The sequence below is a fragment of the Branchiibius hedensis genome (assembly GCF_900108585.1).
Lineage (GTDB): Bacteria > Actinomycetota > Actinomycetes > Actinomycetales > Dermatophilaceae > Branchiibius > Branchiibius hedensis.
Genome location: NZ_UESZ01000001.1, coordinates 937,260 through 951,112, shown reverse-complemented (window position 1 = coordinate 951,112; position 13,853 = coordinate 937,260). Strand labels below are relative to the sequence as shown.

Annotated in this window: 16 protein-coding genes; 3 read left to right on the top strand and 13 right to left on the bottom strand. The window is 68.5% G+C overall.

The window, feature by feature from the left end; all coding sequences use genetic code 11:
- Nucleotides 1-115: 115 nt before the first annotated feature.
- From DR843_RS04710 to DR843_RS04695, 4 genes are all read right to left on the bottom strand, one after another.
- Nucleotides 116-904, bottom strand: a complete 789-nt coding sequence (locus tag DR843_RS04710; protein ID WP_245933992.1) for a siderophore-interacting protein — start codon at nt 902-904, stop codon at nt 116-118.
- Between the two features lie 54 nt (nt 905-958).
- The gene (locus tag DR843_RS04705) at nt 959-1,369 is read right to left on the bottom strand and encodes a DUF3040 domain-containing protein (protein WP_109684330.1); all 411 of its coding nucleotides are present in this window, start codon (nt 1,367-1,369) and stop codon (nt 959-961) included.
- Between the two features lie 130 nt (nt 1,370-1,499).
- Entirely contained in the window at nt 1,500-1,967 is a 468-nt protein-coding gene (locus DR843_RS04700; RefSeq protein ID WP_109684329.1) for an SAV_6107 family HEPN domain-containing protein, read from the bottom strand.
- Nucleotides 1,968-2,088: 121 nt separating this feature from the next.
- The gene (locus DR843_RS04695) at nt 2,089-3,012 is read right to left on the bottom strand and encodes a methylenetetrahydrofolate reductase (RefSeq protein WP_109684328.1); all 924 of its coding nucleotides are present in this window, start codon (nt 3,010-3,012) and stop codon (nt 2,089-2,091) included.
- Between the two features lie 82 nt (nt 3,013-3,094).
- Here DR843_RS04695 and DR843_RS04690 point away from each other — a divergent pair, with 82 nt between their 5' ends.
- Nucleotides 3,095-4,177: a polyprenyl synthetase family protein gene (locus DR843_RS04690; RefSeq protein WP_245933991.1), complete on the top strand. Its 1,083-nt coding sequence runs from the start codon at nt 3,095-3,097 to the stop codon at nt 4,175-4,177.
- 26 nt (nt 4,178-4,203) lie between these two features.
- Here the strand turns inward: DR843_RS04690 and DR843_RS04685 are convergent, their stop codons facing one another.
- Nucleotides 4,204-4,563: an Rv2175c family DNA-binding protein gene (locus DR843_RS04685; RefSeq protein ID WP_109684326.1), complete on the bottom strand. Its 360-nt coding sequence runs from the start codon at nt 4,561-4,563 to the stop codon at nt 4,204-4,206.
- Nucleotides 4,564-4,725: 162 nt separating this feature from the next.
- Between DR843_RS04685 and pknB the strand changes: the two genes are divergently transcribed.
- Nucleotides 4,726-6,615: a Stk1 family PASTA domain-containing Ser/Thr kinase gene (gene pknB, locus DR843_RS04680; RefSeq protein WP_245933990.1), complete on the top strand. Its 1,890-nt coding sequence runs from the start codon at nt 4,726-4,728 to the stop codon at nt 6,613-6,615.
- A gap of 3 nt (nt 6,616-6,618) precedes the next feature.
- Here pknB and DR843_RS04675 read toward each other — a convergent pair whose 3' ends face one another.
- Nucleotides 6,619-7,989, bottom strand: a complete 1,371-nt coding sequence (locus DR843_RS04675) for a class II 3-deoxy-7-phosphoheptulonate synthase (protein WP_109684325.1) — start codon at nt 7,987-7,989, stop codon at nt 6,619-6,621.
- 112 nt (nt 7,990-8,101) lie between these two features.
- Nucleotides 8,102-8,971 (bottom strand): lysophospholipid acyltransferase family protein, encoded by an 870-nt coding sequence (locus DR843_RS04670; protein WP_109684324.1) that lies wholly within the window; start codon nt 8,969-8,971, stop codon nt 8,102-8,104.
- A gap of 113 nt (nt 8,972-9,084) precedes the next feature.
- Here DR843_RS04670 and DR843_RS04665 point away from each other — a divergent pair, with 113 nt between their 5' ends.
- Nucleotides 9,085-9,531 (top strand): hypothetical protein, encoded by a 447-nt coding sequence (locus DR843_RS04665; RefSeq protein WP_109684323.1) that lies wholly within the window; start codon nt 9,085-9,087, stop codon nt 9,529-9,531.
- 6 nt (nt 9,532-9,537) lie between these two features.
- On the opposite strand, the gene DR843_RS04660 is transcribed toward DR843_RS04665, so the two are convergent.
- The 6 genes from DR843_RS04660 to DR843_RS19985 are packed head-to-tail and all read right to left on the bottom strand — an operon-like array spanning nt 9,538 to nt 13,741.
- Nucleotides 9,538-10,236: an endonuclease/exonuclease/phosphatase family protein gene (locus tag DR843_RS04660; RefSeq protein ID WP_109684322.1), complete on the bottom strand. Its 699-nt coding sequence runs from the start codon at nt 10,234-10,236 to the stop codon at nt 9,538-9,540.
- A complete protein-coding gene (locus DR843_RS04655) occupies nt 10,233-11,195 on the bottom strand; it encodes an ROK family glucokinase (protein WP_109684321.1) in 963 nt (320 codons plus the stop codon). The genes DR843_RS04660 and DR843_RS04655 overlap by 4 nt, the downstream gene beginning before the upstream one ends.
- Nucleotides 11,192-12,178: an ROK family glucokinase gene (locus DR843_RS04650; protein WP_109684320.1), complete on the bottom strand. Its 987-nt coding sequence runs from the start codon at nt 12,176-12,178 to the stop codon at nt 11,192-11,194. Before DR843_RS04650 ends, DR843_RS04655 begins: the two co-directional genes overlap by 4 nt.
- A 36-nt stretch (nt 12,179-12,214) precedes the next feature.
- Nucleotides 12,215-12,661 (bottom strand): SRPBCC family protein, encoded by a 447-nt coding sequence (locus DR843_RS04645; RefSeq protein WP_109684319.1) that lies wholly within the window; start codon nt 12,659-12,661, stop codon nt 12,215-12,217.
- Nucleotides 12,662-12,671: 10 nt separating this feature from the next.
- Entirely contained in the window at nt 12,672-13,547 is an 876-nt protein-coding gene (locus tag DR843_RS04640; protein ID WP_109684318.1) for a hypothetical protein, read from the bottom strand.
- Nucleotides 13,548-13,585: 38 nt separating this feature from the next.
- Nucleotides 13,586-13,741, bottom strand: coding sequence for a hypothetical protein (locus DR843_RS19985; RefSeq protein WP_170119742.1), 156 nt, complete (start codon nt 13,739-13,741; stop codon nt 13,586-13,588).
- Nucleotides 13,742-13,853: the final 112 nt, after the last annotated feature.

Genomic DNA, 13,853 nt, shown 5'->3' with positions numbered 1-13,853 from the left:
TCCGCACCGAAGGTTGGAACTGCGCCTGTGTTTGTCATCGTGGCACAGTAGGTGGACGTTCAGGGTTCTTACAGGGACCTTTTCGGACGGGGTCGCACCGTGCGGGCGGAAGCGGTCACTCGACGCGTTCGGCGGCGGCCAACTCCTGCTTCCAGACCCGGAACGCGTCCTCGCTGCGACCCTGGCGCCAGTAGCCGGAGATCGACGCATCCGAACGAGGCACGCCGCGCTCCTTGAGTAGGTAGGGCCGCACGCCGTGCATGATGGCCTGCGCTTCACCGTGCGCGAACACCTGCACCCGACCGGCAAGCCACGGCAGTTCCCGCACGGCCGCCACCAGCGCCGAGGCGTCATTGACGTACCGCACCTGTTGGTCAGGCCCCAGCGACAGAGCGAGTTCGTGGTCCGGGCCGGGCACCGCGAGCAGCAACCGCACGGTGGGCTCGGGCCCGAGTTCAGCCAGCGCGGCAGTAATCGCGGGTACCGCGGATTCGTCACCGATCAACAGGTGCCAGTCCGCGCTCGGATCGGGCCGGTAGCCACCGCCCGGGCCATTGGCGTGCAAAACCTGTCCCGGTACGGCGCGCGCTGCCCAGGGGCCGGCGACCCCTTCGTCGCCGTGGATCACGAAGTCGATCGCTACCGTCCCGGCCCCGACGTCCGGGAAGAGTGCGGTGTAGGTGCGCACGTCGGGCAACTGCTCGGCCGGCACGCCGTCCCGCCGCATCGCACGCACGTCCACCGAGTCTGGGAGCGGCTGACCGTCCCGAGCAAAGATCAGCTTCACGTAGCGATCGGTGTGGCTACTTCCATCGAAGGCCGACAGGTCGTCACTGTGGAACCAGACCCGTCGCAGTCCTGGCGTGATGTCTTCAGTCCGGGTCACCATCAATCGTGTCGTCACGAAGGTAACCCTAAGTCGTCGGGCTGTGAGCGATCGAACGACCCGGTACTCGAACTACCAGGTGTCTTCGTGCCGTCGCTTGTCCCAGCGCTCTTCGAGCCGCTGCATGAACCCTTCAGACCCGGGATTCTTCGTCCGACCGAAGCGTCGTTTCGTGGATCCGGTCGTCCGCTGCGCCGTGCCGTCCACCGCTTCGAGACTCTGGCGGGTCGGGGTCAGCGCGTAGGCACCGCCCGCGACCATCACCACAAAACCGATGGCACCCAGCCACACCAGTTGTGAGGCCACACCGAGCACCACCAGACCGACTCCGACCAGCAGCACCAGAGCACCTAGCAACAAGCGTCGACGCTGGCGCAGCCGATGCGGAACGGCCGCCATGCTGGAAACGAACTTCGGGTCCTCGGCGTAGAGCGCACGCTCCATCTGGTCGAGCAACCGTTGCTCGTGATCGGAGAGCGGCACCGTGACCTCCCATGAATTAACTTCGCCCGGCGGAACGGGCGATGACGCAGTTACTTCTAACTACTGAAAAGGATATGTCGCGCACCTTGAATCCGGTAGCCATACCGACCTACTTGTGTGCCAACCTCGCTCAGCACACCACCGGCCGCAGCAGTGGCGGCGTCGAAGTCACCGGGGGCAGACCGAGGCGGGCGGTCACATCGTCGAGGAACAACCCGACCTGACGCACCAGGTCATCGGCCTCCCGCGCACTGACCTGCGCCGAGCCGCGCTCGACCGCCGCGCGGCGACGAGCGGTCGCGGCAAAGAACTGGCACCACTCAGCCAACTCCGGAGCCACCAGCGGGACGATGTCCCACACGCTGCGCAGCCGGGTACGCCGCGCCGGCAAAGGCCGGGCGGCGAGAATGGCGGCCGCGGCACGCAGCGCCGCCAGATGTGCCGTGGCGAAGCGGTCGGCGGCGCTGGTGGCGTTCCCGGCGGCCAGCAGACCGATCCGGCAGCGATCCAACAAGTCCCCGACCTGCGGATCGGTCACCGGCGCTGGCACCGGGCGCGGGGCGGTCGTGCGGGTGGGACGCGAAACGGTTGCGGTCATCACGGCTCCTGACGGCGGACGTTCCCGAACGTTTGTTCGAGATGCCAGCCACGGTAGCCGTGGGGTCCGACAGCCTCCGGTCTACCGGCGAACGCCCAGGTCAGCGGCCTGATGAGCGCCGTCAGGACGCGGCAGAGATCTCCGCAGGCTGGCCCAGGTTGCTCACGACTTCGAGACTGGCCGTCGAGCGGTTCATCGTGATGAAGTGCACACCGGGTGCGCCTTCGGCGAGCAACCGCTGCGCGTGTTCGGTGCACACCGCGATCCCCTCCGCGCGCACCGCGTCCGGATCGTCCCGGACCGCTTCGAGCCGGTCAAGAACCGCCTGGGCCAGCGGCTGACCGTTCAGTTTCGTCATGCGCTGCAGCTGTCCGTACGCCGTGACTGGCAACAGCCCCGGCACGATCTGGAAGTCCGGTCGTCGGGCCGCGACGTCATCTCGCAACCGCAGGTACGTGTCGACGTCGGTGACCATCTGGGTGATCGCGAAGTCAGCTCCGGCGTCCGCCTTGCGCACAAGCACCTCCACGTCCGCGGCCAACGATGCCGACTCCGGGTGCCGGTCGGGGAAGGCTCCGACGCCAACGGTGAAGTCGCCCAGGCCACGCACGAGTTCCACCAACTGGTCAGCGTGGTCCAGGCCACCGGGGTGCGGCGTCCAGGGTGTGCCCAGACCCCCGGCCGGATCCCCACGGACGGCCAGCACGTTGCGGATCCCGGCGTCGGCGTACGCCCCGATCACTGAACGCAGGTCGGCGACGCTTGTCCCGACGCAGGTCAGGTGAGCCATCGTCGTCAGCGTCGTACGGGATTCGATCTGTCCGGTGATGCGCACGGTGCGGTCACGGGTGCTACCACCCGCGCCGTACGTCACGGACACGAAAGAAGCCACCGGCTCGACCCGGCGGATGGATTCCCACAGCACCGCTTCGGCACCGTCGTCCTTCGGCGGGAAGAACTCGAAGCTGAAGGACGGCTCGGCGCGACGAAGCAGGTGCGGTATCAGCGGTCGCGCCGAGGTCGCGGCGGATCGATCGGCGGGCATGGCGGAAGTCTACGGATCGTTGTGGTGTCCACGGTTCCACCCGCGATTGGTGAGACGCTGCCCGGCTTGCGAGAATGGCTGCGTGGCCGACGCACTGGAAGCCCGCGACCTTCGCGCTCGCGTGCAAAACACCCTGGATTCCTTTCGGATCCAGGAGCAGGACGTGCTGGCCCCTCTCGGGGAACCCGCCACGGCCCTGCTCGACGCGGTTTTCTCGCTGCTGCAGGGCGGCAAGCGGTTGCGTGCCGCCTTCTGCTTCTGGGGGTACTTGGGGTCGGGCGGCGCGGACGGCGACCCGGTGGTGCGCGCAGCCAGCGCGATGGAGGTCTTCCAGGCCGCAGCACTGCTGCACGACGACGTGATGGACGCCAGTGACATCCGCCGCGGACAGCCGACAGCGCACGTCGCCCTCGCGGCCCAGCACCGCCGCGCCGGTTGGTACGGCGACCCGGACCGGTTCGGCGAGGCGGGCGCGATCCTGGCCGGCGACCTGTGCCTGAACTGGACCGATCAGTTGTTCGCGACCTGCGGAATGACCGCGCAGGAGGTGGCGCGGGGCCGGGTCTACCTTGACCAGATGCGCACCCAGTTGATGGGTGGGCAGTTCCTGGACATCGTCGAATCAGCGCGTTCGTGGCGCGCCTTGAGCACCCAGGAGCGGGTTGAGTCGGCCCGCACCGTGATCCGGTTCAAGAGCGCGGGCTACACCATCGCCCAGCCGCTGATGATCGGTGCCGCAAGCGCCGGCGCGGCTGAGAGCAGCATTGCGGCGCTGTCCGATTACGGGTACGCCCTGGGCGAGGCGTTCCAGCTACGTGACGACCTGCTCGGCGTCTTCGGTGACCCCGCCACCACCGGTAAACCGGCCGGCGACGACATCCGCGAGGGCAAGCGCACAGTGCTGGTCGCCTACCTACTGGACGCCGCGAGCCCCAGCGAACTCGAGCGGTTCGACGCGTGTCTCGGCTCCCCCGACCTCACCGAGGACGATGTGCACTGGGTGCGCAAACTGGCGATCAGCACCGGCGCGGTCGACCGGGTGGAGGACCTCATCGACCAGCAGGCCGCCGCGTCGGCCGTCGCGCTGGAACGAGCCGAACTGACCGACGAGGCCCGCTCGCGCCTGATCGAGCTGATCACGGTGTGTACGGCGCGCACGGCCTGACCGGACGGCGCGTTCGGCGCAGCCCGCTAGAGAGCCAGCTCCATGGCGCGCTTGCGAACCTCGGCCTTCCTGCCGGCCGACAGCATGCCCATGGGACCACCCTCGATGGGCAGCGTCGGGTCCGGGGTGAACAACCACTCCAGCGCCTCATCGTCGGGTAGGCCGGAGTCGCGCAGCACCGTGATCGTGCCGGTCAGCCCCGGAAGCAACTGACCATCACGCACGAACGCGGCCGGCACCGCCAACGCCTGGTTGGGACCGACCCGCGCGGACAGCACCACTTGCTCGTCCACCAGCTTGCGACCCTGCCGCTGCGGGACCCCGAGCGCATCAGCGAACTCCGGGATCGACAACCAGTCGGTGATCAGGGTCTCGAGATCGGCCACCTGGCCAAGCCTAGTGCGCTGCGCTCCCCATGGTTTAACGCCTGGGGTGCGTGAAGCTGCTGCTGCGGGCCGGAGCGCCGGGACCAGGACTTCCCTCGCGGCCCATCAGACGCGCGATTGCGCCTGACGGCTACAGGGCGCCGGAGTTCGTACACTCATCAAGTGACCACTGCGCCGCCCAACGCTGCCTTCTCCCTGGTGGGCCGCGTCGTGGACGGTCGGTACCGCGTGATCGCGCACCTGGCCGACGGCGGAATGGGCAGCGTCTTCGTAGCGGTCGACGAGCGGCTAGACCGCGAAGTGGCGCTGAAGATCATGCGCGCCGACCTGGCCCGTGACGAGGCGTTCGTGGCGCGATTCCGCCGTGAGGCCCGCAATGCCGCCCGGTTGTCCCATCCTGGCGTCGTCGCCGTCACCGACCAGGGTCAGGACGGTCCGTACGTCTTCATCGCCATGGAACTGGTGCGCGGCCGGACCCTGCGCGATGTCCTGCGCGCGGATGCCCCCCTGCAGGTCGATCGCGCCCTCGGCATCCTCGAACCCGTGCTCGCGGCGCTGGCGGCCGCGCACGACGCCGGGATCGTGCACCGCGACGTCAAACCGGAGAACGTGCTCATCGCCGCCGACGGCACCGTCAAGGTCGCCGACTTCGGTCTGGCCCGTGCGGTCAGCACCCAGACGCTCACCGCGGACAGCGACATGTTGCTCGGCACGGCGGCCTACCTCGCGCCGGAGCAGGTCGAGTTCGGGACCGCGAGCGAACAAACCGACGTCTACGCGGCCGGCCTTCTGCTGTTCGAAATGCTCACGGGCCGTAAGGCGTTCCCGGGCGAGGTGCCCATCCAGGTCGCCTACCAGCACGTGCACGGACAACTGCCGCTGCCCAGCGAACTGGCCGACGGGGTGCCTGCCGCGTTGGACGACATCGTCGAATGGGCCAGCGCGAAGGATCCCACCGAGCGACCCGCGGACGCCGCCGAACTCCTGCGGACCGTGCGTGACGTACGTCGAGCCCTCCCCGCCGACCAACTCGCCGCCACCCCCGTGGCGCACGAACCCCTGCCCCGATCTGCAGCCCCACGCCCGGACGGTGCGACCGACCGACTGCAGGCCGCGTCCACCAAGGCGATCGGCCGACGACCACCCGCGTCCGCGGTGCGCACCCGTCGCGGCCGCGCGCGGCGCTGGTGGATCGCAGCGTTGCTCATTCTGGCGCTCCTCGGGGGCGCAGCAGCCTGGACCTTCACCGCAGGCCCCATGGGCACGGTGGCGGTCCCCACCGTCGCCGGTGACACCTTGGGGGCGGCGGTCACCAAGATCGTGGACGCGGGTTTCACCACGTCGGTGCGTCAGGAGTTCAGCGAGACGGTGCCGGCGGGTGCTGTGGTGTCCACCGATCCGTCTGGCTCCACCCGGCGCGGTAGCGCCGTCACCCTCACCGTCTCCAAGGGCAAGGAGCGGTTCAGCGTGCCGACGCTGGCCGGCCTGACCCAGGACAAAGCCCGTGCCGCGCTGAGCGCGCAGCACCTGAAGATCGGCACGATCACCCAGCAGTACGACGACGCGACGCCCACCGGGCAGGTGATCAGTAGTTCCCCCGGCGCCGGTGCCTCGGTGAAACGCGACAGCATCGTCGACCTGGTGGTCAGCCAGGGCCCCCAGCCGGTCGGCGTACCCAATGTCACCGGGCAGACGCAGAGTGCCGCGGAGAAGTCATTGGCGGACGCCGGCCTGAAGGTGGCCTACGGAACGGCGCAGAACAGCGACACGGTCGCCAGCGGCAGCGTGATCAGTCAGGATCCGCCGGACGGGCAGCAAGCCCACCACGGCGACACGGTCACGCTCGTGCTGTCCAAGGGCCCGAATGTGGTGACGATGCCGGACGTCACCGGCAAGGACACGGCCACGGCCACCTCGATGTTGCAGAACCTCGGGCTCAAGGTCACCGTCGATCGCTACTTCGGCGGCATCTTCGACACCGTTCGCAGCCAGAGCGAGGACGCCGGCAGCAAGGTCAAGGTCGGCACCACCATCCGGCTGGCGGTCGTCTGAAGCTCAGGCCTGGCGGCGCTTCTTGCGGTCGCTGAGCATCTCGGCGACCAGGTAGGCCATCTCCAGCGACTGCTGATGGTTCAGCCGCGGATCGCAGGCGGTTTCGTAGCGCTTCTCCAGGTCGGCGTCGAGGATCTTCTCCGAGCCGCCCACGCACTCGGTGACGTCGTTGCCGGTCAGCTCGACGTGCAGTCCGCCGGGGATGGTGCCGAGCGCCTCGTGCACTTCGAAGAAGCCGCGAACCTCATCGATGATCTGGTCGAACTCACGGGTCTTGTAGCCCGTGGAGCTTTCGTAGGTGTTGCCGTGCATCGGGTCGCACACCCACACCACGGGCGCACCGCTGGCAGCCACCTTCTCCACGATCCGGGGCAGCTTGTCGCGGATCTGGCCGGCGCCCATCCGGGTGATGAAGGTCAGGCGGCCCGGCTCGCGCTCGGGGTCGAGGCGATCGATCATGGACAGGATCTCGTCGGTGTCCGCTGCCGGTCCGACCTTGACCCCGATCGGGTTGTGGATCCGGGCCGCGAAGTCGATGTGCGCACCGTCCAGTTGGCGGGTGCGCTCCCCGACCCACAGGAAGTGGCCGGACACGTCGTACCGGTTGCCGGTGCGGGAGTCGATCCGGGTCAGGGGCTGCTCGTAGTCCAGCAGCAGCGCCTCGTGCGCGGCGAAGAACTCGACCGTGCGCAACTCATCGAAGTCCACGCCGCAGGCCGCCATGAACTTCATCGCCCGGTCGATCTCGGCCGCGGTGGTTTCGTAACGGGCGTAGGCGGAGTTGGCGATGAAGCCGCGGTTCCACTCGTGCACCCGACGCAGGTCGGCGAAGCCGCCGGTCGTGAAGGCGCGCACGAGGTTCAGCGTGGCTGACGAGGTGTGGTAGGCGCGCAACAACCGGTTGGGGTCGGGCCGACGCGCCTCGTCGGTGAACGCGAAGTCGTTCACGATGTCGCCGCGGAACGCCGGCAAGGTGACGTCACCGCGGGTCTCGAGGTCCTTGCTGCGCGGTTTGGCGAACTGCCCGGCCATCCGGCCCATCTTGATGACCGGTGTCGAGCCGCCGTACGTCAGCACGGCGCTCATCTGCAGGATCGTCTTGATCCGGTCCCGGATGTTGTCTGCGGTGGCCTCGGCGAATCGCTCCGCGCAGTCGCCACCCTGCAGCACGAATGCTTCGCCGGCAGCGGCGCGCGCCAACTGGGTGCGCAGGTCGTCGCACTCCCCGGCGAACACCAGCGGCGGCATGGTCGCCAACTCCGCACGGACCTGCTGCAGGGCACCTTCGTCGGGCCAGGTGGGCTGCTGGGCAGCCGGCAGCGACGGCCAGTCGAGGTGGCCACCGACGGACGCATCCGTCACCTGTTCAAACATGTAAGCCTCATCGCCGCGTACATCCAGGGCACTTCTCACAACCAGCAGGGTACGGCGACCCGCGGTGGGCAGCGAATCTCACCGACCCGCCGCCCAGCAGGTGGACTGTCGCTCAGCCTTCGCGGACCGTCTCGACGGCCACAGCCGCCGGGTGCCCCTCGAGGTTCGGCTCGCCTTCGGCAACCTCGAGATCGTCGCCGGTCCGCGCGGCGTGGATCTTGTCGTTGAGGTTGGTCGCTACTGCCGCTGCGCCTTCACCGATGTTCGTCGCGACGGTCGCCGCACCTTCACCGATGTTGCGAGCCACCTGCGCAAGCTTGCTCTTGGCCTTGGCTGCGTAGATGTCGACGTACTCCTGGCCGGACAACAGCATCAACTGGTACATGATCTCGTCGGTGATCGAGCGCAGGACGAAGCGATCGTCCTCCATCCCGTAGTACCGCGAGAAGTCGATCGCCTTGCCGAAGCGGACCTGGGGGTGCACGAAGCGGCCGAACACCTTGCCCGGAGGCGCGATCTCGTCGGTGCCGATGACCGCGACCGGGATCACCGGGACCTGCGCGGCCAGGGCCATCCGGGCGACACCGGTCTTGCCCTTGTACAACCGACCATCGTGCGACCGGGTGCCTTCGGGGAAGATCCCGAACAACTCACCCCGCGCCAGGATCTGCAGACCGGTGTTCAGCGCTCCGGCGGCAGCATCGCCGCTGGAGCGGTCAATCGGAACCTGCCCCGTGTTGGAGAAGAACCACTTCTGGAACTCACCCTTGATGCCGCCACCGACGAAGTAGTCGGCCTTGGCCACGAACGTCACCCGCCGCGAGATGACCAGGGGCATGAACAGCCAGTCGGTGTAGGACAGGTGGTTGCTCGCCAGGATTGCCGGGCCTTCGGCGGGAACGTTCTCCACGCCTTCCACTTCGGGCTTGAAGATCCACCTCAACCATGGACCAAGCAGCACATGCTTGAGCAACCAGTACATCGGACCTCCTTGGACGACGACTCGAACAATACCCAGCCGACGCTACGTCGCGCGCGTGGTCGGTGACACAATGACGGCATGTCGCGAGCCGGTGCGTCGAAGGCAGCACGCCGATGAGTCCCGAACCGCGCGACGACGAGCAGGCGGAGTTGGCCGCCCAGGCCGATTACGACCTCAAATTCGCCCAGATCGTTGCCGCGATGAACGCCGACCACGACGTCGCAACGGACGACGACATCGTGGGACCCGCGACGCCCGCTCTGCAGCTGCCGACCGGCTGGCGGGTCCCCGACTCCGGCTCGCACTCACTGTTGGACGATCAGTTCGAACCGCCGGACCTGGACGACCTGCCCGAGGAAGACATGCAGTTGTGGGCGATCGTGGGTGCCCTGGTCGGTGCCCCGCTGTGGATCGCCTACTTGCTGTTCTTCGACCCGTACGCCGGGTGGCTGTGGTGGACCCTCGCGTGCCTGTTGTTCGGTGCTGGCTTGGTGATGTTGGTGATGCGCCAGCCGTGGTCCCGCGATCCGGACGACCACGACGACGGAGCGGTCCTGTAACAGAGCTCAGCGCAGTCCCGGCAGGTGCACGTCGATCACGATCGGTAGGTGGTCGCTGGCGCGGACCCGATCACTCGGCGTACCGCACGTAGCAGGATCAACCGCCTGGACCTGCAGATCCGGGCTGGACCAGAACGCATCGATCTGGCGGTCCGGTACCGCCGCCGGGAAGGTGTTGCTCGCGCCCGGCACAGCCCGCAGGATCGCGCCCAACTGGTGCCACACGGGGCCGCCGGCACGCTCATTGACGTCGCCGCCGACCACCAACGGACCGCGGATCCGGCGCAGCCGCGCCACCAGCGCCGCGCTCTGGGCGGCGCGGTCGGCGGCGGGCAGGCCGAAGTGGGTACCCACCGCGGTCAACGGCTGGAAGCCGGGCAGTGCGACCTGCACCACGGCGTACCCGCGTGGCTCGCTGAAGCGGGGGGTGGGCAGCGACGCTCGCCACGCTGCCTGTTCATCGACGCGCAGACTGGTCATCACGGCGGTGCTGGTGCCGCCCCGGGATCCGCCCGACCAGGTCAGTCCGAAGTCCGCCGCCAACGCCGCGATTCGGTGCGAGGACAGCGGATGGCGTGGAACCTCTTGCAGCAATAGCACATCCGGTGCGATGGCCTGGACCACCCGGTGAAGCGCTGCGCGGTCGTTCTTGAGGGCGTGGATGTTGTAACTCGCCACCCGGACCACGCCGGCACCGCGGGTCATTGCACGCTCCGCCGTGCGAGGTCGGCGGCGCCTACCAGGCCCGCTTCGTTGCTCAGAGCCGCCGCCACCAACCGGGCTTCGGGTCGGTAGCCGCGTCCGGTCAGGTGTCTGCGAAAGGACTTCCGGGCGGGCTCGAGCAACAACTCCCCCGCCGCGCTCACGCCGCCGCCGATCACGAAGAGCGCGGGGTCAAACGCATTCGCGAGTCCGGCGATCCCGACCCCGAGCCACTCACCCACCTCAGCCAGCAACTCCGCGGCCGTGGGGTCGCCGTCCTGCGCGGCCTGCGTGATCATCGGTCCGGTCAGCAACGCCGGGTCATCGCCGCAGCGCGCGGCCAGATCCGCAGCGATAGGCGCTTTGGCCTCGACCAGCGAACGCGCTTCTCGCACCAGCGCGTTGCCGCTGGCGTACTGCTCCCAGCAACCGCGGTTGCCACACTCACAACGATGACCGCCCGGGACGACCTGCATGTGTCCGAACTCCCCCGCGATACCGAACTCACCGCGACGCAACGTGCCGTCGATGAGCACCGCACCGCCAATGCCCGTGCCCAGGTTGACCATGACGACGTTGCGCTCGCCGGCGGCCGCACCGAAGCGGTGCTCGGCCCAGCAGGCCGTGTTGGCGTCGTTGTCGACGAAAACCGGGACCGGCAACCGCGCAGCCAGCCGCTCGCCCAGCGGCTCGTCGCGCCACGACAGGTGCGGTGCAAAGACCACCCGACCGGTCATCGACGACACGAATCCCGCCGCGCCGATGCCGACCGCGGTCACCTGCGCCGTGAGCAACTCCTCGACGACATCGACGATGACGTCCTCGACCACCTCCGGTCGGGTGGATCGATGCGGGGTGTCCCGGCGTGCCCGCGCGGTCACGACGCCGTCATCGGTGACAAGACCGGCGGCAACCTTGGTGCCGCCGATGTCGACACCGATCGCCGGCGCCCCGGCGGTCACCCCCGGGCCGCCTCTACCGTGCTGTCGGGTACCGGCAACTCTGCCGCCAACGCGGCCGCTCCGATCACGCCCGCGTCGTTACCCAGCTCGGCTTTGACGAAACGCGCCTCCGGCCGATACCCGCGCCCGGTGAGTTGGGCGGCGAAACCGGTCTGGATCGGCTCCAGCAACAGGTCCCCGGCGTCCGCGACGCCGCCGCCGATGACGAACAGCTCGGGATCGAAAAGAGCCGCCAGCGATGCACACGCCTCGCCGATCCACCGGCCGACCTCGGCCAGCAACTCCTGGCTGGCGGGGTCGCCCTCGTGCGCAGCCTGGGTGACCTGCGCACCGATCAGGGTGCTCGGATCACCAGCGCACAGTTCCGCGAGCCGCGCGGCGTAGGCGCTGCCGGAAATCACCATCTCCCGGGCCTCGCGCACCAGAGCGGTGCCGCTGCCGTACGCCTCCAGGCAACCGCGGTTGCCACACCCGCACCGGGTCCCGCCCGGCACGACCCGCATGTGCCCGATCTCCCCGGCCAGACCGAACGCGCCGCGCAGCGGCCGGCCACCGATGACGATCCCACCACCGACGCCGGTTCCGACGGTCACCATGATCATGTCGTCGATGTCCCGGCCCGCTCCGTGTCGGAATTCGCCGAAGGCCGCTGCGTTGGCGTCGTTCTCGATGAGGACCGGCAGATCGGTGTAGGCGGCCAACCGGGCCTTCAACGGCTCGTCCCGCCACGCCAGGTTCGGCGCGAACAGGACGGTCGACCCGATCTTGTCGATGTACCCCGCCGACGCGACGCCGGCACCGGTCAGTGGTTGCGGGCTGCGCGCCGCGAGACGTTGGATGAGATCCCCGACGGCCACCACGATGTGATGCGGATCCGTTGCGGGCGTGGCCACCCGTTCCTGCTGCACGATCTGGCCACTCTCATCGACCAAGCCGCCGGCAATCTTCGTGCCACCGATGTCGATGCCGATACTCCAAGCCACGCTATTTCCTTCTGGGTGGGGTCGCTCGCCAGGGACTCAGTTGGACTCGACGCGCTGCTTCAGACCGCTCAACGCGGTGTCGATGATCATCCGCTCGGCCTTGCGGCGCAACATGCTCACGACCGGGATGGTCACCGCGACCGAGAGCTCATAGACGACGTCGGTGCCCTCGGGCGTGGACCGGATGGTGTAGGAACCGTCCATCGACTTCAGCAGGCTGGAGCGCTCCAGGGTCCACCGCACGACACCCTCACCGGCCTCATCGACCTGCCAGTCGTAGTTCAGGACGTAGGTGTCCTTGATGACCCCAGCATCGAGCACGAACTCGACCTGAATCGGCCATCCGCCCTCGTCCTCTTCCAGGACGGTGGCGCGCTTCACCTGTTCGGCCCAGGCGGGGTACTCCTCGAAGTCGGCAATCACGTCCAGGACGGTTGCGCTGGGTGCCTCGATAACCACGCTGGCTCGTGTGCTGTCGCTCATGGGCCAGACCCTACGCGCTTGGCCCCGCTGTGCCGAAGGTCGTCCGCTGGAACTGTTCGTAGGCACCCGCAAGCTGTGTGACGGTCGCACCGTAGTGCGCTTGGAAAATGCTCCCGAGTTGGTCTGCTGGTTCGTCGGTGGCAGCCAGGACGAAGGCGGTGAAGGTCTGGCTCGTCGCTCGCTGGGCCAGGAAGCTGCACCAGGTGAAGGCGCTCTGGTACGCCGCTGGCAACGGGCCGTTGGTGAACTCAGCGTCCGAGGGCGGTCCAGCGGCAACCCGCCCGGCCCGGACCGCCGTCGCCATCGCAGGAGCGATGACCGGCAGTGCCAACGACGTGCCGTGATAGGCGGTCCACTCCGGCGGTCCCTCGACCAACCACCGGGCCGAAGTGCTGCTCTGACTGTGGAGGGCGACGTGGGTCAGCTCGTGCGCAATCACCACGATCCGCCCCTGCCGGGTCGTGCCGGTCCACGCGTCCGGGGCCAGGACGACCGTCCCGTCCGGGCGGGTGGTGGCGGCGACACCGGAGGCCGTGCCGCCACCCAGCGCAACGAACTGCTCGAGGGTGGCTGTCACCTGGACGCTGCGCGGCGTCGTCAAGGATCGACCGGTGGCCGCGAGCGGCGCCGCCCACACCGAGCGCACCCGGTCCAGCGCAGTGTCAACGAGATCGGGAACCTCATCACGGATCTGCGCGGTGACCGCCGGTTGATACTCGATCCGGACACCCGATGGCGACACCGCGCTCGTGGAACCGTCTACGGCGCGACTGGGAGCCTCAGTCGCATCATGGCCGCCGGAGCCAGTGCATCCGGCCAGCGAGGTCGCCACAGCGGCCGCGGGAAGCGCGACGATGGCATGCAGCACCGATCGCCGGGTGACCATGCGCTGATCCAACCACCCACCGGCGTGGGCTCGGTCGATCAGCCGACGCCGCGGCGTACCCGCTCATCGTGGACGTGAGCCTCAGCGGCGCCGGCCACGCTCACCAAGCCGTGTCCGACCAGCAGATCCACGGCCCGCCGCTCCCGGTCGTCCAAGCGTTGCGGGACCGGCAGCTGCCACAGGGCAGTCACCATGCAGTCCGCGCAATGTGTCTGCCGGACAGGGCAATTGCGACACTCGACGAGCACTTCGTCGGGGTAGCTCCTCGGGGACATCTCGATCCTCCCTTCGTTTGATACCCCGACG